At 71.0% G+C, this 17,125-nt stretch carries 17 protein-coding genes; 8 read left to right on the forward strand and 9 right to left on the reverse strand.

Going from position 1 to position 17,125, the window contains the following annotated elements; genetic code table 11:
* Window positions 1-160 precede the first annotated feature (160 nt).
* Both ACZ7CD_RS27590 and ACZ7CD_RS27595 read right to left on the reverse strand, forming a co-directional pair.
* Window positions 161-1,177, reverse strand: coding sequence for an MFS transporter (locus ACZ7CD_RS27590; protein ID WP_360396448.1), 1,017 nt, complete (start codon window positions 1,175-1,177; stop codon window positions 161-163).
* Between the two features lie 174 nt (window positions 1,178-1,351).
* A complete protein-coding gene (locus tag ACZ7CD_RS27595) occupies window positions 1,352-2,701 on the reverse strand; it encodes a cellulose binding domain-containing protein (protein WP_470380031.1) in 1,350 nt (449 codons plus the stop codon).
* A gap of 93 nt (window positions 2,702-2,794) precedes the next feature.
* On the opposite strand from ACZ7CD_RS27595, the gene ACZ7CD_RS27600 reads away from it, so the two are divergent.
* The gene (locus tag ACZ7CD_RS27600; RefSeq protein ID WP_470380032.1) at window positions 2,795-3,565 is read left to right on the forward strand and encodes a class I SAM-dependent methyltransferase; all 771 of its coding nucleotides are present in this window, start codon (window positions 2,795-2,797) and stop codon (window positions 3,563-3,565) included.
* Window positions 3,566-3,601: 36 nt separating this feature from the next.
* Here the strand turns inward: ACZ7CD_RS27600 and ACZ7CD_RS27605 are convergent, their stop codons facing one another.
* Entirely contained in the window at window positions 3,602-4,360 is a 759-nt protein-coding gene (locus tag ACZ7CD_RS27605) for an SGNH/GDSL hydrolase family protein (RefSeq protein ID WP_360396442.1), read from the reverse strand.
* Window positions 4,361-4,499: 139 nt separating this feature from the next.
* On the opposite strand from ACZ7CD_RS27605, the gene ACZ7CD_RS27610 reads away from it, so the two are divergent.
* Window positions 4,500-5,393 (forward strand): DUF4142 domain-containing protein, encoded by an 894-nt coding sequence (locus ACZ7CD_RS27610; RefSeq protein WP_360396441.1) that lies wholly within the window; start codon window positions 4,500-4,502, stop codon window positions 5,391-5,393.
* An 84-nt stretch (window positions 5,394-5,477) separates the two neighbouring features.
* A complete protein-coding gene (locus tag ACZ7CD_RS27615) occupies window positions 5,478-6,941 on the forward strand; it encodes a DUF1996 domain-containing protein (protein WP_470380033.1) in 1,464 nt (487 codons plus the stop codon).
* Between the two features lie 240 nt (window positions 6,942-7,181).
* Here ACZ7CD_RS27615 and ACZ7CD_RS27620 read toward each other — a convergent pair whose 3' ends face one another.
* The 4 genes from ACZ7CD_RS27620 to ACZ7CD_RS27635 are packed head-to-tail and all read right to left on the reverse strand — an operon-like array spanning window position 7,182 to window position 8,995.
* A complete protein-coding gene (locus ACZ7CD_RS27620; protein WP_470380034.1) occupies window positions 7,182-7,712 on the reverse strand; it encodes a hypothetical protein in 531 nt (176 codons plus the stop codon).
* Window positions 7,709-8,182, reverse strand: a complete 474-nt coding sequence (locus ACZ7CD_RS27625) for a hypothetical protein (protein WP_470380035.1) — start codon at window positions 8,180-8,182, stop codon at window positions 7,709-7,711. Before ACZ7CD_RS27625 ends, ACZ7CD_RS27620 begins: the two co-directional genes overlap by 4 nt.
* A complete protein-coding gene (locus tag ACZ7CD_RS27630; RefSeq protein WP_360396436.1) occupies window positions 8,179-8,532 on the reverse strand; it encodes a hypothetical protein in 354 nt (117 codons plus the stop codon). Before ACZ7CD_RS27630 ends, ACZ7CD_RS27625 begins: the two co-directional genes overlap by 4 nt.
* A 1-nt stretch (window position 8,533) precedes the next feature.
* The gene (locus ACZ7CD_RS27635) at window positions 8,534-8,995 is read right to left on the reverse strand and encodes a TetR/AcrR family transcriptional regulator (RefSeq protein WP_360396434.1); all 462 of its coding nucleotides are present in this window, start codon (window positions 8,993-8,995) and stop codon (window positions 8,534-8,536) included.
* Window positions 8,996-9,100: 105 nt separating this feature from the next.
* Here ACZ7CD_RS27635 and ACZ7CD_RS27640 point away from each other — a divergent pair, with 105 nt between their 5' ends.
* Both ACZ7CD_RS27640 and ilvD read left to right on the forward strand, forming a co-directional pair.
* On the forward strand, window positions 9,101-10,270 hold the full coding sequence (locus ACZ7CD_RS27640; RefSeq protein WP_470371196.1) for an alginate lyase family protein: 1,170 nt from the start codon (window positions 9,101-9,103) through the stop codon (window positions 10,268-10,270).
* 20 nt (window positions 10,271-10,290) lie between these two features.
* Window positions 10,291-11,970: a dihydroxy-acid dehydratase gene (ilvD, locus tag ACZ7CD_RS27645; RefSeq protein ID WP_360396428.1), complete on the forward strand. Its 1,680-nt coding sequence runs from the start codon at window positions 10,291-10,293 to the stop codon at window positions 11,968-11,970.
* A 60-nt stretch (window positions 11,971-12,030) separates the two neighbouring features.
* Here ilvD and ACZ7CD_RS27650 read toward each other — a convergent pair whose 3' ends face one another.
* Entirely contained in the window at window positions 12,031-13,626 is a 1,596-nt protein-coding gene (locus ACZ7CD_RS27650; protein ID WP_470380036.1) for an AMP-dependent synthetase/ligase, read from the reverse strand.
* Between the two features lie 49 nt (window positions 13,627-13,675).
* Between ACZ7CD_RS27650 and ACZ7CD_RS27655 the strand changes: the two genes are divergently transcribed.
* From ACZ7CD_RS27655 to ACZ7CD_RS27665, 3 genes are all read left to right on the forward strand, one after another.
* Window positions 13,676-14,215, forward strand: a complete 540-nt coding sequence (locus tag ACZ7CD_RS27655; protein ID WP_470371198.1) for a TetR/AcrR family transcriptional regulator — start codon at window positions 13,676-13,678, stop codon at window positions 14,213-14,215.
* A gap of 37 nt (window positions 14,216-14,252) precedes the next feature.
* Window positions 14,253-14,861: an alpha-ketoglutarate-dependent dioxygenase AlkB gene (locus tag ACZ7CD_RS27660; RefSeq protein WP_360396422.1), complete on the forward strand. Its 609-nt coding sequence runs from the start codon at window positions 14,253-14,255 to the stop codon at window positions 14,859-14,861.
* 119 nt (window positions 14,862-14,980) lie between these two features.
* Entirely contained in the window at window positions 14,981-16,093 is a 1,113-nt protein-coding gene (locus tag ACZ7CD_RS27665; RefSeq protein WP_470380054.1) for an IS630 family transposase, read from the forward strand.
* 14 nt (window positions 16,094-16,107) lie between these two features.
* Here the strand turns inward: ACZ7CD_RS27665 and ACZ7CD_RS27670 are convergent, their stop codons facing one another.
* Window positions 16,108-17,037, reverse strand: a complete 930-nt coding sequence (locus ACZ7CD_RS27670) for an SDR family oxidoreductase (RefSeq protein ID WP_470380037.1) — start codon at window positions 17,035-17,037, stop codon at window positions 16,108-16,110.
* Window positions 17,038-17,125: the final 88 nt, after the last annotated feature.

Genomic DNA, 17,125 nt, shown 5'->3' on the forward strand with positions numbered 1-17,125 from the left:
CTGTTCGGACGGTCCTGGCGTTACGCCCGCGCCGGTGGAATCGGCACGTCAGCTCCCCCGCGGACGTCGAACGGCCGGCCTCGGCAGCGTGCTCGGCCGGCCTGTCCCTCTCCGCCCGGGTCGAACCCGGCCTGACCGCCGGGGTGCGCACGCCCACCGGTCACCTCCGCAGCGAGACCACCACCGCGACCACCAGCACCAGCACCCCGACCGCCACGGCCGACCCGAGCACCCACGCCGCGTACACCGCGTACGCCACGAACTCCGACCCGATCCCGGCCACCGACGTCACGGTGGCCCGCGCGTCGGTGTCGATGCGGTGCTGCAACTCGGTCTCCACGTGCACGAGCACGAACCGGTAGAGCCCGTAGAACAGTCCCAGCAGGACGATCGCCGCCGGTACCGCCAGCACGGCCGCGAGCACCAGCACGCCACCCGCGGCGAACAGCACCCAGCCGCGCCACGGCAGCCTGCCCGCGAGCGACGCACCGGCCGCACCCATCAGCGGCACCCCGATCGTGGCCAGCGGCACCCACACCGTGGGCACGTGCCAGTCGTGGGCCAGGAGCGTGAAGTACTCCTCGAAGGCGTCGATCGCGTACACCAGCGCGACCGCGATGACGGCCCGCCTGACCGGCACCGCCTCGCGCAGCCCGGTGCGCAGGGTCGCGAGGTACCCGTCCTCGCCGGGCGCCGGCTCCCTGTCCGGTTCGGGGAACCGCAGCGCGATCACGGCCGACAGCAGGCACATCGCCACGCTCACCCACCCGGCCAGCGAGTAGCCGCCGAGCGAGAACAGCACCGTGGCCACCACGGCGACCGGCACCTGGGCGATCAGCTCGACGGTGTCGACACGGGCGTTGAGCCGCCCGTACGACTCCTCGTCCCCGTTCGCCGCCAGACCGTCGTACAGCAGCGCCTCGAACGCACCGGAGGTGAGCGTGCCGCCGAGCCCCCACAGCACGAACCCGGCCGCGAAGCCCCAGAACGACGGGAACACCACCCATGCCGCGTGCGCGAGTGCCTGCAGCACCCCGGCGGCGACCAGCGAGCCGCGCCGGGAGAACCGGTCGGCGATCGCGCCCGAGGGCACCTCGAAGACCACCGCGGTGGTCGACCAGATGGCGAGCAGCACCGAGATGTGGGCGTCCGACAGCCCGCTGTCGGCGAAGAGCAACGCGTACAGCGCGTAGATCGGGAGGAGGTGCGAACACCACGCCCACGCCGTCGCGGTCCTGGTCAGATCAGTTGAAGATCAATGTCGTCGACGCATGGCACAAGCGTAAGCCGTCAGCGCCACCGAATAAACGGCGCTGACGGCTCGTGCTCGACCGGGAACCGGCCGTGTCGCCTAGAAACCGGCGGTGATCTTCGTGAACGCCAGGTCGGCCTGCGCGATGCCGGAGCACTGGTCCGCCACCTGGCCGTCGCAGCCGCCGCGGTCGCGGTTGACCGCCCAGAACGCCAGGCGCCCGAGGCCGTTCGCCTTCGACCAGTCGCGGATCGCGGTCCAGTCCTCGACGCTGGTCACCTCGCGCTGGTCGGACAGGCCGTTCATGCCGGAGATGCCGACGTGCTTGAACGCCTCGGCGTCGTTCCAGCCGAAGGTCGACTTGAGCTTGTTCTTCAGCGCGGTGGCCGCGCCGATCGTGTCGGTGCGGACGTTCGAGCTGCCGAAGTCGAACGGCATGATCGTGAACACGTCGACGTTCGCGTTGAGCGCCTTGGCCTGGTCGATCAGCCGGGCGCCGTAGAAGTTCGGCCCGGTGGTCGTGGTGCCGAACGTGACGATCGTCTGGATGCCGGGGTTCTTCTGCTTGACGATCTTCAACGCGGTCAGGATGCGGTCCTGCACGGTGGTGTTCTCGAACTCGTCGGAGTTCTCGATGTCGATGTCGATGGCCTTGAGGCCGTAGGTGTCGATCACCTTCTGGTAGGCGCCGGCCAGCGCTTCCGGCGTCGAGCAGTTCGGGCCGAGCTTGTTGCCGCTCCAGCCGCCGAACGACGGCACGACGTCACCACCGGCCGCGCGGACCGCGTTGATCGTCTGCTGGTCGACACCGCCGGTCAGCGGGCGCTGACCGTCCCACGACGGGGTGCAGCCGCCGCCGGAGAGCACGAACGCGAGCGTGAACCACTTGACGCCGGTCTGGCTCATGACCTGCGTGGCGCTCTGCGGGTTGCCCCAGCCCAGGTACAGGTAGGGCGCGCCGCGGCCGGTGCCGGGCAGCGGCGGGTTCGACGTGGTCGTGGTCGAAGTCGTCGTGGTGGTCGTCTTGGTGGTGGTCGTCGTCGTGCCACCGGTGCCGTCGCACGACGCGCCGTTGATCTTGCAGCCGGTGGGGCTGCCGCCGGAGCCGCGGACGGTGAAGCCGAAGCTGGTCGAGCCGCCGACGCCGACGTTGCCGTTCCAGCTGTTCTTCACCGTGACGGTCTGGCCGTTCGCGGTGTAGGTGCCGTCCCACAGCGACGCGATCGACTGCCCGCTCGGCAGCGTGAACTCCAGGGTCCACGAGGTGAGCGCGGTCGAGCCGCCGTTGCCGATCGTGTACTTGGCCTCGTAGCCGCCGCCCCAGTCGGACGTCTTGGTGAACGCGGCCGTCACGCCTGTCGCACCGCTCGCGGGAGCGGCGAGCACGCCTCCGACCACGGCGGCGACCGCCACCCCGATGGTCAGGAACTGCCAGCGAAACCTCTTCATGGTGCTCCTTCACGTGCAGGGATACGTGATGGCGAGCACGTTAACTGGTCTGGACCATTGGTTCAAGGGTGCGCACGTCTAGTCTCGGTCGCGATGAGGGCAGCAGAGATCGCGCGACACATGGCCGCTTGGGCCGCCAGTCCGGACATCCAGGTCGTGCAGACCCGATACCGCCTGCAACTGGCCGAAAACTGGCAAATCCCCGTCGGTGGCAGGATTCTGGAGATCGGCTGCGGGCAAGGCGACATGACCGCCGTGCTCGCCGACCTCGCCGGTCCGAACGGGACGGTCGTGGGCGTCGACGTCGCGTCGCGGGACTACGGCGCGCCGGTCACCGTCGGCCAGTCCGCCCGGCACCTGCTCGACGGACCGCTCGGTGCGCGGATCGACATGCGGTTCGAGACCGACGTCCTGACCGACGACGTCGGAACCGGGTACGACCTCGTCGTGCTGGCGCACTGCTCCTGGTACTTCGCGTCCGCGGGCCTGCTCGAACGGACCCTGGCGAAGGCGCGTGAGCTGAGCGCCCGGCTCGCGTTCGCCGAGTGGGACCCGCAGCCCGCCGCGGTGGACCAACTGCCGCACCTGCTGGCCGTGCTCGCCCAGGACCGGATCACCGGGGACACCGACGTCAACGTGCGCGCACCGCTGACCCGCGCGACGGTGCTCGACGCGTTGGGCCGCACGGGGTGGGAGGTCGAGCGGGTGTCCGACGTGGACACCGGCGAGCTGCAGGACGCCGACTGGGAGGTCGCGATCGCCCTGCACGAGGCACCGGACGGGCTGGCCAAGGAGCTGCTGCGGCAGTCGGCGGCCAAGCACGGCAACGTGCCGTTGCCCGCCTACGCGCTCACAGCACGCTAGTTGCCACAACACGTTCTCGCGGCAGGAAAGATCGGCTCACGACGGCGGCGACAGCTCCGGCCACCGCGGCCGGACGACGTCCCCCGACGACTGCCCGCGCAGCCGCCGCACCACCCACGGCACGACGTGCTCGCGCGCCCACCGCAGGTCCTCCGCGCGCCGCACCCGCCGGTCCACCAGCGGCGCGATGTCCAGCACGGTCCGCTCCAGCGAGTGCCGCACACCGAGGCCGTCCAGCACCGAGATCGCGACCTCGCGGTGCCCCAGCGCGTTGAGGTGCAGGCGGTCCACCGACCACATCCGGCGGTCCCGCAGCTGCCGCATCGACCACATGTCGACCAAGACGCACGAGTGCTCGGCCGCGATGGCGCGCACGTGCTCGTTGTAGATGGCCACCCGGCCGCGCATCCGGCGGAACACCGGGTCGTCCGCGCCGTCGACGCCGGTGAACAGGACCACGCGCGCGCCCGCGACGGTCAGCCGCGCCACGGCGGCCCGGTACCGGCGCATCAGGCCGTCGATGTCCACCTTGGGGCGCATCAGGTCGTTGCCGCCCGCGTACAGGGACACGAGGTCCGGCTTCATCGCGAGGGCCCGCTCCAGCTGCTCCCCCAGCACCTGGGGCAGCAGGCGGCCACGCACGGCCAGGTTGGCGTAGCCGAACTCCGGGTCCGCCGCACCCAGCACCTCGGCCACGCGGTCGGCCCAGCCGCGGACACCGTTCGGTCGACCGGCGTCGTCGTCGCCCACTCCCTCGGTGAACGAGTCCCCCAACGCCACGAAACGCTTGCTCATGGCGTTCACGGTAGGTCGGAGCCGCGCGGCCGGGTTGCGCGGGTCCGGATAACGGTTCGATAACGCCGGGGTCTCGAACTGAGGCGCGCTCCTGCCCCCGGCCGTACTCCCGTTCGTGCGACTCCCCATGGACCTGGCAATGCCGGCGCGACTGCTCGTCGCGCTGGCCGGCTGTGCGCTGGCCGTGCTGCTCAGCACCGGGAGCGCGATCGGCCAACCCGCGAACCCGTCGACGCCGATCTCCACCCCGCCGCCCGGCAGCGCCGGCACGGGTGACGAGGTCGTGCAGACGCAGTGGGGGCCGCTCGGTCCCGCTGACCGGGACTTCATGAACCGCGTCAAGCAGGCCGGTCTGTGGGAGAAGCCCGCCGGTGACAAGGGCAGGGCCAAACGGCCGGACCAGCCCAAGATCCTGGAGGCGAGCAAGCACCTCGTCGAGGGCCACACGCTGCTGGACAACGTGGTGAACAGGGCGGGCGTGCTGCTCGGCCACACGCTGCCCACCGAGGCCTCCGACGAGCAGAAGGGCTGGCTCGCCGAGATGGACGCGGCGACCGGTGACGAGTTCGACGCCGTCTTCGCCAACCGGCTCCGCGCGGCGCACGGCAAGGTCTACGCCTATGCGGCGCAGATCCGCGCGGGCACGAAGAACGAGCTCATCCGCATCCTCTCCACGCAGGCGATGATCACCGTCTTCGACCACATGAAGGTGCTGGAGGACACCGGTCGCGTCGACTTCGCCGGACTGGAGTCGCCGAAACCGCTCGCTCCCCCGACCGCGGCGTCCGGGACCCCGGACCCGGCGGGCACGACGGACGCCGCCGACGCGGACGCCTCGGTCAACCCGACCGACGGGGTGATCCCGACCGTGCCGGAGGGCACCAGGTTCACCCGCACCGCGGAACAGGGCGTCTTCGGCGACAACAACGGCGTCTTCTTCGGCGCCATCGCCGTTCTGGCACTGGCCCTGGTCGGAATGCGGATGATTTCCCGGTCGAAGAAGAAGTCACGACGCAGTTCCCGTTCTCACTGACCGCACACCGAGCTCGAACCGAACACGCGGCTCATCGCCGCCTTCTTCAGCATGCCGTTTTTCCGGACTACCACGAGGTGGCACATGGCTATTCACCGGAGGAAATCCACGATCTGGCTCACCGCTGCCGCCGCGGCGATGGCCGTGGTCGCTGGCGGCGCCGCGGTGGTGGCCATCAGTTCTTCTGATGGCGCCGCGCTCGCCGACGGTGCGGACAAGAGCTTGTTCGTCGACATCACCAAGGTGAAGCCGAACGTCAAGAAACCCAGGCAGCAGCAGAACGCCACCACCGGCACGTTCACCGTCAACTGCGGCCGCAACGAGAACGGGCACTTCAACCCGGACAACTTCATCGCGCAGCCCGGCGTCCGCAACGGCGCCCAGCACCTGCACGACTACGTCGGCAACCTGTCCACGAACGCGGACTCGAACAACAAGTCGCTCCAGGCCGCCGGCACGACCTGCAAGAACGGTGACAGGTCCGCCTACTTCTGGCCCGTCGTGCGCATCATCGACGAGGAGGAGGCCGCGGAGGGCGGCGAGCAGGTTCCGCCGAAGAAGGACGACAAGGCCCAGCAGGACGAGGACAAGGCCGCCAAGGCCGAGGCCCGCCTCGAATGCCCCGACGTCGCGTCGCTGCTGCCCGAGGACGTGCCGGACGCGGCCCAGGCGGAGATCGACCGCGAGCTCGAGAACATCGAGAAGGTGACCGAGGAGGCCGAGAAGAAGGTGGCCGCCACCAAGGCCGCCGACCGCGACAACGTCATCGTCGGCCCGACGCGCGAGAAGCGCGCCGCCATCCTCGACCGGATGATGCTGGCGTTCAGCCGCCAGGGCCGGCAGGCCCCCGACCTGAACCCGGCCGCCGCCTGCGCCGTCAAGGACCAGGCCCAGGGTGAGCAGGGCCTCGACAACGGCGGCCAGAACAGCGACAACGCCCAGGCCGAGGGCACCGAGGGCAAGAAGGACCAGGACAACGCCGAGGAGAACGCCGAGAACGAGCTCGAGGGCAACGAGGGCGAGATCCAGCGCCCGGCCGTCGTCGACCTGACCTTCCGCGGCTCGCCCGTCGGCAAGGTCACCGCGATGCCGAAGTTCCTCCGCGTGCTCTACGGCGACGCCAAGGCGGGCCAGAACGGCCCGAAGAACGCCAGGGCCTCCTGGACCTGCACCGGGTTCGAGGACAAGGTCCTGATGGACAAGTACCCGATCTGCCCGCAGGGCGCGAAGGTCAAGCGGGTCCACGACTTCCCGAGCTGCTGGGACGGCAAGAACATCGACTCCGCGAACCACCGCGACCACATCGTGTTCCCCGACCAGAACGGCCGCTGCAAGCAGGGCTTCAAGGCCGTGCCGCAGCTGCGCATCTCGCTGACCTACGACATCCCGCTCGACGTCCAGAAGGAGGGCCGCTACCTGGTCGACTCCTTCCCGGAGGAGGAGCACAACCCGCTCACCGACCACGACGACTTCGCGAACGTGATGTCGCAGAAGATCATGAACCGTCTGGTCAACTGCGTGAACACGGGCAAGAAGTGCCGCGAGTGACCCGCTGAGCACCTGGCCCGCCCCCTCGTTGCTGCCCAGGCGTCTGCAAGTACCACCAACACATGATCGAATCGCCGCTGACTACCACCAACATGGTCACCACCCGTCGAACCAGGTTCCAGGTCTACGGACGGCCGACGGCGCAGTTGGTAGTAGAAAAGTGCTTGTTGATGTTGAGTTGGTGGTACTTGCAGGCGCCGGCAGAGCCAGGGTCCGCTCTGTCCACTCAGGATTTACCCGTCACCACCGCAGTGCCTTGAGGCTGTGCACGAGAACGGGTGAGAACGTCCCGTCGGCCGTGGTCATCGCGTGCCCCGCACCGGGCAGGACCACCCGGCCGCCCACGACGGACACGAGCTGGTCCGTGGTGTGGCACGGCACCTGCGGGTCGAGCTCGCCGCAGGTGACGAGCACGGGCGTGCGCGGCGGCAGCGTGCGGGCGACGTCGGGCGGGTTGACCGCGTCGTCGCTCACCACGAACTTCCGGTTCGGGCCGGCCAGCGAGCCGAACAGCGCGGCGAGCGCCGGTGGCATGGCCGTCGTGTCGACCGCCCGGCCGGTGCGCAGGTCGGTCACGGCCGTGTCGACCGCGCGGTCGATCACCGCCGCGTCCTGTTCGGACAGCTGCCCGGACGCGACCAGCTGGGCGATCTGGCCGTGCAGCTGCATCGCGAGCACGTCCAGGAACCGCAACGCCTGCGGTTGCAACATGACCAGCGCGGCGGCCCGGCGGTGCCGAGGCGCCTGCGCGGCGACCACGAGCGCCGTCATGCCGCCCTCGCTGTGGCCGGCGAGCGCCACCCGGCGCTGGTCGACCTCAGGACGGCGGTGCAGCAGGTCGCGTGCGGCCGCGGCCTGCCGGACGATCCCGTGCGGCCGGTGCCGTACTTGTCGAACCGCAGCGTCGCGACCCGGTCGGCGGCCAGCACTCCGGCGAGGTCGCGCAGCGTGTTCGCCATGAGCGCGGGTGGCTGGTTGCCGTCGCGGTCGGTCGGGCCGCTGCCGGGCAGCAGCACCGCGGCGCGCAGGCGCTCACCGCGGCGGCGCGCCGGCACGTGCAGCGTTCCCCAGGTGGTCGTGCCGTCGACGACGAACGACACCTCCTCGTCGTGCGCGGGCACCCAGGAGCCGTGCCGCGCGGTGTGGGCGACGGCGGAGGCGGTGCCCGCGACGAAGGGCGGTGCCACGCCCGCCGCGGCGGAGACCACGGCCACCAGCGCCACCGCGACCTTGCCGATCACCGGCGGATCGCCTTCTCGACCAGGGCCACGGCCTCGCGCGGGTCGTCGACCTCGACCACGAGCCGGGTGAACTGCTCGTCGGCCAGCTCCACGACCACGGCGTTCTTGCCGTCGCGGACCGCCCAGAACACCTTCTCGCCATCCCGGTGGAACGTGCCCGCCGTGATCACCCCCGGCAGGTGCGTCCCCGGCGCCCGCAGCCCCTTCGGCTCACCCGCGATCCCGGGGTCCGCCGTCGCGCCCCGCACGTTCGCCAGCGGGATGGTCAGCCTGCTCTTCAACGCCCACAGCTTGTCCAGGCCCTCCATCTCCACGACCAGGTCCTCGCCCTGCACACTGATGACCGCCACGTCAGCTCTCCTCACCCTGCACCGTTCCCGGTGCCTCGTCGTTGTCGGGAACGCCGTCGCCGGTCGCCCGGTGGCGCAGCCACCGCCCCAGCAGCTCCTCGGTGGCGCTCGGGTCCCCCGTCGCCGCGTCGACCTCGCCGAGGACCGCGGACACGAGCCCGGCGACCTCGGGGTCCTCGCGCGCCCGGTCGACCGCCGCGAGCAGCAGCAGGTCCCACCCCGGCACGTGCCCCGCTCCGGCCGCCTCGGCCAGCCGCGGGCGGACGTCCTGCTCGACGTGGTGGCGCAGCGCGGCGAGGTACAGCCCGCGCTTGCTGCCGAACACGCCGTAGAGGCTGTTGCGGTGCACGCCGGTGTGGGTCACCAGGTCGTCGATCGAGACCCCGTCGTAGGCCCGGCGGGCGAACAGGTCCGCAGCCGCCGCCACGGCCTCGTCCACGTCGAAAGACCTCCGTCGTCCCATGTCACGACCCTAGCGTTTTCGGGAACGATCAGTCAAGAACGACCGTTCCTAAAAATCTGCGCCGGTCTTTGACGGCGAAGGTCCACACCTCTGACACTGGTCCGCATGGTCACCCGTTCCTGCGCGGTGCTGATCGCACTGCTCGCGTCCCTCATCGCCCCGGCCACCACGACGGCGACCGCCGCTCCTGCCACCTTCACCCACCCCGGTGTCGTCGTCTCCCGCCCGCAGCTCGACTTCGTCCGCGCCAAGGTCCAGGCCGGCGCCCAGCCGTGGAAGACGGCCTACGACCGCATGATGGCGAGCAAGTACGCCGACCTGAACCGCGTCCCGAAGCCGCGGGCCGTCGTCGAGTGCGGCTCCTACTCCAACCCGAACCTCGGCTGCACCGACGAGCGCGAGGACGCCATCGCCGCGTACACGATGTCGCTCGCCTGGTACATCACCCGCGACGACCGCTACGCGCAGAAGGCGATCCAGCTCATGGACGCCTGGTCGGCCACCATCCGCGACCACACCGGCTCCAACGCCCCGCTGCAGACGGCGTGGTCGGCGAGCAGCTGGCCCAAGGCCGCCGAGATCATCGAGCACGTCCGCGGGAACTGGCCGAACAGCGGCCGGTTCGCCACCATGCTGCGCGACGTGTACCTGCCGGAGATCGGGAACGGCCGGGTCGACACCGCCGGCAACTGGGAGCTCAGCATGATGGAGGCGACGCTGGGCATCGCCGTGTTCCTGGAGGACCGGGCCGTCTACGACAGGGCGGTCGGGATCTTCCGCGGACGCCTTCCCGCGTTCATCTACCTGACCGGTGACGGAGCGCTGCCGAAGACGCGGCCGGGCAGTGCCGTCGACACCAGGGACGAGATCATCTCCTACTGGTACGGCCAGGACACGTTCGTCGACGGGCTCACCCAGGAGACGTGCCGGGACTTCACCCACACCGCCTACGGGCTCGCGGCCGCCGCGCACTTCGCGGAGACCGCCAGGCACCAGGGCCAGGACCTCTGGGGCGAGATCCGGGAGCGGATGCGCCACGCGTGGGGACTGCACACGAGGTACCAGAACGGTGAGCCGATGCCGAGCTGGTTGTGCGGTGGCACGCTCAACCGCCACCTCGGGCCGACGAGCGAGGTCAGCTTCACCGCGCTGAGCACCCGGCTCGGGATCGGGATGGCGAACACCCAGCGCTACACCGAGAGCCAGCGTCCACAGGGGACGGACAACCTGTTCGTCGCGTGGGAAACGCTCACCCATGCGGCGAATCCCGCCTGATTGGCACTACCGTTCGTGGCATGACAGACGTGAAGCCACGCAGCCGGGACGTCACCGACGGCTTGGAGCGCACCGCCGCGCGCGGCATGCTCCGGGCCGTCGGCATGGGCGACGAGGACTGGGAGAAGCCGCAGATCGGTGTGGCGTCGTCGTGGAACGAGATCACGCCGTGCAACCTGTCGCTGGACCGGCTCGCGAAGGCCGGCAAGGACGGGGTGCACGCGGCCGGCGGGTACCCGCTGGAGTTCGGCACGATCTCGGTGTCGGACGGCATCTCGATGGGCCACGAGGGCATGCACTTCTCGCTGGTGTCGCGGGAGGTGATCGCGGACAGCGTCGAGACGGTGATGCAGGCGGAGCGCCTCGACGGGTCGCTGCTGCTGGCCGGGTGCGACAAGTCGTTGCCGGGCATGCTGATGGCGGCCGCGCGGCTGGACCTGGCCAGCGTGTTCCTCTACGCCGGGTCGATCCTGCCGGGCCGGGTCACGCTGACCGACGGCACCGAACGCGAGGTGACCATCATCGACGCGTTCGAGGCCGTGGGCGCGTGCGCGCGGGGGCTGATGAGCCGCGCGGACGTGGACCTGATCGAACGCGCGATCTGCCCCGGCGAGGGCGCGTGCGGCGGCATGTACACGGCGAACACCATGGCCAGCGCGGCGGAGGCGCTCGGCATGTCCCTGCCCGGCAGTGCCGCGCCACCGGCCACCGACCGCCGCCGCGACGGTTATGCGCGCAGGTCCGGCCAAGCGGTCGTGGAGATGCTGCGCAAGGGCATCACCGCACGGCAGATCATGACGCGCGAGGCGTTCGAGAACGCCATCGCGGTCGTCATGGCGTTCGGCGGCTCCACCAACGCCGTCCTGCACCTGCTCGCCATCGCGCACGAGGCCGAGGTCGAGCTCAGCCTCGACGACTTCACCCGCATCAGCGCGCGTGTGCCGCACCTGGCGGACGTCAAGCCGTTCGGCCGGCACGTGATGACCGACGTCGACCGCATCGGTGGCGTGCCCGTGGTCATGAAGGCGCTGCTGGACGCGGGCCTGCTGCACGGCGACTGCCTCACCGTCACCGGCCGGACCGTCGCCGAGAACCTCGCCGACATCGCCCCGCCCGACCCCGACGGCAACGTCCTGCGGGCCCTGGACAGGCCCATCCACCGCACCGGCGGCATCACCATCCTGAAGGGCTCCCTCGCCCCGGACGGCGCCGTGGTCAAGTCCGCGGGCTTCGACTCGGACGTCTTCACCGGCACCGCCAGGGTCTTCGACCGCGAACGCGCCGCCATGGACGCCCTGGAGGACGGCACGATCACCGCGGGCGACGTCGTGGTGATCCGCTACGAGGGTCCCAAGGGCGGTCCCGGCATGCGCGAGATGCTGGCGATCACCGCGGCCATCAAGGGCGCGGGCCTGGGCAAGGACGTCCTGCTGCTCACCGACGGCCGCTTCTCCGGCGGCACCACCGGCCTGTGCGTCGGTCACGTCGCCCCGGAGGCCGTCGACGGCGGGCCCATCGCGTTCGTCCAGGACGGCGACCGCATCACGCTCAACGTCGCCGAGGGCACCCTCGACGTGGACGCGGACCTCGACAGCCGCCGTGACGGGTGGGCCCCGCTGCCCCCGCGCTACCAGCGCGGCGTGCTCGCCAAGTACGCGAAGCTGGTCGGCTCGGCGTCCCGCGGCGCCGTCTGCGACTGAGCACCCACCGCCCGTGCGGGCTCCGTTCGAGGCGCGCCCCGAACGAGCCCGCACAGGCGTCTAGTACAGGCCGTCCAATGTGGACGCGTACCGCTTCTCGATCTCCCGGCGGCGGGGTTTGAGCGACGCGGTCAGCAACCCGTCCTCGACGCTGAAGTCCTCCTCCAGCACCGCGAACCGCTTGATCGTCGCGTGCCGCGGCAGCTGCGCGTTGACGACCTCCACCGCGCGCCCGATCTCGGCCTCCGGGTCCGGCAGCCCCGCCCGCGTGTCCGGGTCCAGCGTCACGAGCGCCACGCAGTACCTGCGGCGGTCGCCGTGCACGATGACGTTGCTGATGTAGGGGGACGCGGCCTTCAGCAGGCTCTCGACCGGGGCCGGGGCGACGTACTTGCCGCCGGAGGTCTTGATGAGCTCCTTCTTGCGGTCGGTGATCCGCAGCCGGCCCGCGTCGTCGACCTCGCCGATGTCACCGGTGTGCAGCCAGCCGTCGACGAGCGCCTCGGCGGTGGCGTCCGGGCGGTTGTGGTAGCCGCGCATGACACCGGGGCCGCGCAGCAGCACCTCGCCGTCGTCGGCGATCCGCACCTCGGTGCCGGGGATCGGCGGGCCGACCATGCCGATCTTGATCATGCCGGGGCGGTTGAAGAACGTGGCCGCCGACGACTCGGTGAGGCCGTAGCCCTCCAGGATCGTGATGCCCGCGCGGGAGAAGAACTCGGCGATCTCACCGGCGAGCGGGGCGGAGCCGGAGACGAAGTAGCGGATCCGGCCGCCGACGCGGTCGCGCAGCCTGCGGTACACCAGCCGGTCGGCGAGCCAGCGGGTCGCGGCGCCGTGGTCGCGGTCGGCCCAGCGGAAGACCTTCTCGGTGAGCCCGCCCTTCTCCCGCGCGCCGGTGACGATGCGGCCGTGGATCTTCTCGAAGATGCGCGGGGCGGCGGCGACGATCGTCGGCCGCAGCTCGCCGAGGTTGTCCACGATCCGCTCGACCGAGCCGTCGACGGCGGTGGCGGCGCCCACGGCGATCATCGCCATGGTCAGCACCTTGCCGAACGCGTGCGACAGCGGCAGCCACAGGAAGTGCAGGTCGTCCTCGCGCAGGATGCCCAGCGAGGCGATGGCCTCCGCGGTGGTCACCCAGTTCGCGTGGGTGAGCTCGACGCCCTTCGGGGTGCCGGTCGTGCCGGAGGTGTAGATCAGCGTCGCGAGGTCGTCCGGTCTCAGCTCGGCGATCAGCGCGGCGTAGTCGCCGTCGGCCTGCGGGACCGCGCCGAACCGCAGCACGTCGAGGTCCGGCACCAGCGCCGCGTGCTCGTCGGTCTCGACGACCACGAGCTTGCTGCCGGAGTCGCTGACGATGTGCGCGACCTCGGCGGCGGTGCTGTTGGGGTAGATCGTGGTGGTGGCGCCACCGGCGGCCAGCACGGCGAGGTCGGTGACGATCCACTCGATGCTCGTGCGGCCCATGAGCGCGACCCGGTCGCCGCGCCGCAGCCCCCGCTCGCGCAGCCCGAACGCCTCGCGCGCCACGCGGTCCTGCAGCTCCGCCCAGGTCAGCGAGACCCAGCCGGTACCGGAGCGGTACCGCACCGCCTCGGCACCGGGCGTGCGGGCGACCCGGTCGCGCAGGAGGCCGGGAATCGACAGCGCCATTGCTCTCCCCTTCTCTGGAGCGTTGCTCCAGAGCGGTACTCTAACCCCCATGGCCGACCGACGACAGTCCCTTCTCGACGCGGCGCTGCGGCTCGTCGAGGAGGGCGGGCTCGACGCCGTCACCATCGCGGCGCTGACCGAGCGCTCCGGCATGTCGAACGGCAGCATCTACCACCACTTCGGCAGCCGCGCGGGCGTGTTCGCACAGCTCTACGCCGACTCCTACGGCCGCTGCGTCGCCGCGATGACCCCCGCGCTCGACGACCGGCCCGCCCTCGCGGCCGTCCGCGACCTGGCGCTGCGCTACCTCGACTGGGTCACCGCGAACCCCAGCCGTGCGCGGTTCCTCTACGCCGCACCGGACCACGCCGACCCCGTGGCCAAGCAGGCGGAGTTCGCCCCGGTGCTGACGTGGTTCCTGGCGCGAATGGAGACGGGCGAGCTGCGGACCGTGCCGCCGTGGGCGCTGGAACCCGTGGCGATGGGTCCGGCGCACGAGTCGGTGCGCCGGTTCCTGCTCGGCGTGTTCGACCTGGCAGCGGCCCGCGACCTGGTCGCGGACGCGGTCTGCGCCGTGCTGCGACCCTGAGTGGTCGTAGAACACCTGTTCGACTAGGCTGCGCGCCATGCGCCAGGGATCTCTCTTCGACCTGGAAGCGGAGCCGGTCCTGGCCCCGCTCGCCCCGCGCCGCACCGAGCTCGGCCACGGCGCCTGGGTCGACGTGCAGCCCGGCTGGCTCTCCGGCGCGGACGCCGTGTTCGACGAGCTGGTCGAGACCGTGCCGTGGCGGGCAGAACGCCGCCAGATGTACGACACCGTGGTCGACGTGCCACGCCTGCTCTGCTTCTACTACGGCACGCTGCCCTCGGACGTGCTCACGAACGCCCGTGCCGCCCTCTCGGAGCACTACCGGCCCGAGCTGGGTGAACCGTTCACCACCGCCGGCCTCTGCTACTACCGCGACGGCCGCGACAGCGTCGCGTGGCACGGCGACACCATCGGCCGCGGCGCCACCGACGACACGATGGTCGCGATCCTGTCCGTCGGCACGCCGCGCGCGCTCCTGCTCCGGCCCCGCGGCGGCGGCGAGACGCACAGGTACGCGCTGGGCCACGGCGACCTGCTGGTGATGGGCGGGTCGTGCCAGCGCACGTGGGAGCACGCCATCCCGAAGACCGCGAAGGTCGTCGGGCCGCGCATCAGCGTCCAGTTCCGCCCGCACGGAGTCCGCTAGTGCGTTGACCAGATACGTTCACCGGGTTGGGGACACGCCGGACAAGATCCCTGACGCAGGCTTGTGGTGATCCCATGCTCGGCGGTGACGTAGTGGCCGCCGAGCATGAGGACGGGTCGATGGCCGAGCCGGTCAGAGCACGTCGATTGACCGAGGACGAGGGCCGCCGCCTGCTGAACTATGTGCGTCGGGGCAAACAGGGCACGATCCGGATGCGCCGGGCGATGATCATCCTGGCGTCGTCGTCCGGGACGCCCGCGCCGTCGATCGCGCGCTTGGTCGCGGCGGACGCCGACACGGTGCGAGACGTGATTCATGACTTCAACGCCCGCGGCCTGGCGGCGCTGGACCCTAGGTGGGCGGGAGGCCGTCCCCGCCTGATCAGCCCTGACGACATCGCGTTCGTCGTGGCGACGGCCAAGGCCCGCCCTGCCGGGGCGGGCCTGCCCTTCACTCGCTGGAGCCTGCGCAAACTCGCCGCCCACCTGCACCGCAACCCCGATCGGCGGGTGCGGATCGGCCGTGAGCGGCTTCGGCAGATCCTGCACAGTCACGGCATCAGCTTCCAGCGCACCCGGACCTGGAAGACCTCCAACGATCCGGCCTTCGACACCAAGCTCGACCGCATCGACGAAGTCCTGACCCGCTTCCCACGGCGGTGTTTCGCCTTCGACCAGTTCGGGCCGCTGTCGATCCGCCCGCACCACGGCTGCGGCTGGGCACCGCGCACGCGTCCCGACCGGATTCCGGCGACCTACCGACGCACGCACGGCATCCGCTACTTCCACGGCTGCTACTCCGTCGGCGACGACACGCTCTGGGGCGTCACCCGCCGCCGCAAAGGCGGCGACCACAGCCTGGCCGCCCTGAAATCGATCAGGGCGGCCAGACCGGACGGCGCACCGATCTACGTGATCATGGACAACCTGTCGGCCAACAAAACCCCGAAGATCCTCACATGGGCCGCCGACAACAACGTCGAGATCTGCCTGACCCCGACCTACGCCTCCTGGGCCAACCCCATCGAGCCGCAGTTCGGACCACTGCGCACTTTCGTCATCGCCAACTCCGACCACCCCAACCACACCGTTCTGGCACGCCGGCTTCAACAACACCTGCGCTGGCGCAACGCCAACGCCCGCCACCCCGACGTCCTCGCCGCTCAACGCCGCGAACGAGCACGCATCCGCAGCGAACGCCACCAACGCTGGGGCCGACCACGAGCAGCCTGACCAACCCGGCGAACCTATGTGGTCAACGCACTAGCGACGAGCTCCTCGGACACCTCCCAGACGCGCCGGGCCTCGTCGGCGGACCTCAGGCGGCTGTAGAGCGCCTGCTCTGCGGGCGGGCCGCTGAGGTGCCCGAAGCGGGTCGGGCCGTAGAACGGCGCGGGGTGCGGCGCGGTGGCGGCCAGCAGAGCCGGCAGCTGCGCGGACTCCACGGTGCCGAGCACGCCGACCGCGGACGCGACGCGGATCAGGCGCACGGCCGGGGTGTCGCTCGCGCGGCCGACCTCGGGGCGGGCGGCGAGCAGGTTCGTCGGTGCCACGCCGGGGTGGGCCAGGTTGCTCGTGATCCCCCAGCCGCCCGCCTCGCTGCGGCGCGCGAGCTCCAGCCCGAACAGGCCCAGTGCGATCTTCGACTGGCTGTAGGCCTTGCCGCCGCTGTAGGAGCGCTCCCAGTTCAGGTCGTCCCAGTTGATGGCGTTCTGGTTGGCGGCGATGCTGATCTGCGAGGTGACGCGGGCGCGGCCGGCCTTCAGCAGCGGCAGCAGCGCCGTCACGAGCGCGACGTGGCCGAGGTGGTTGGTGCCCCACTGGAGCTCGAACCCGTCGGCGGTCGTCTGCCGTTCGGGCGGGGTCATGACGCCCGCGTTGTTCACGAGGACGTGCACGGGCGCGCCCTCCTCCAGCAGCTCGGCGCTCACCGCGGCGACCGAGCGCAGCGAGGACAGGTCGAGCGAGCGCAGCGAGACGGTCGCGCCGGGTGTCCGCCGCCGGATCTCGGCGAGCGCGGCCTCGCCCTTGCGCGGGTTGCGGACGGGCAGCACGACCTCGGCCCCCGCCGCCGCGAGCCGTCCGGCGATGCCGAGCCCGACCCCGTCGCTGCCGCCGGTGACGACCGCACGCTTCCCGGTCAGGTCCGGCACCTCGACGTCGAACTTCCTGCTCATCGCACACTCCCCTGGTTCGTCCGCGGTCTCTCCGTTCCACCGTGGACGGACGGCGCGCGCACATCCAGGACCTGGGAGTCCGTGGCTA

It is taken from the genome of Lentzea sp. NPDC036949 (genome assembly GCF_055608075.1).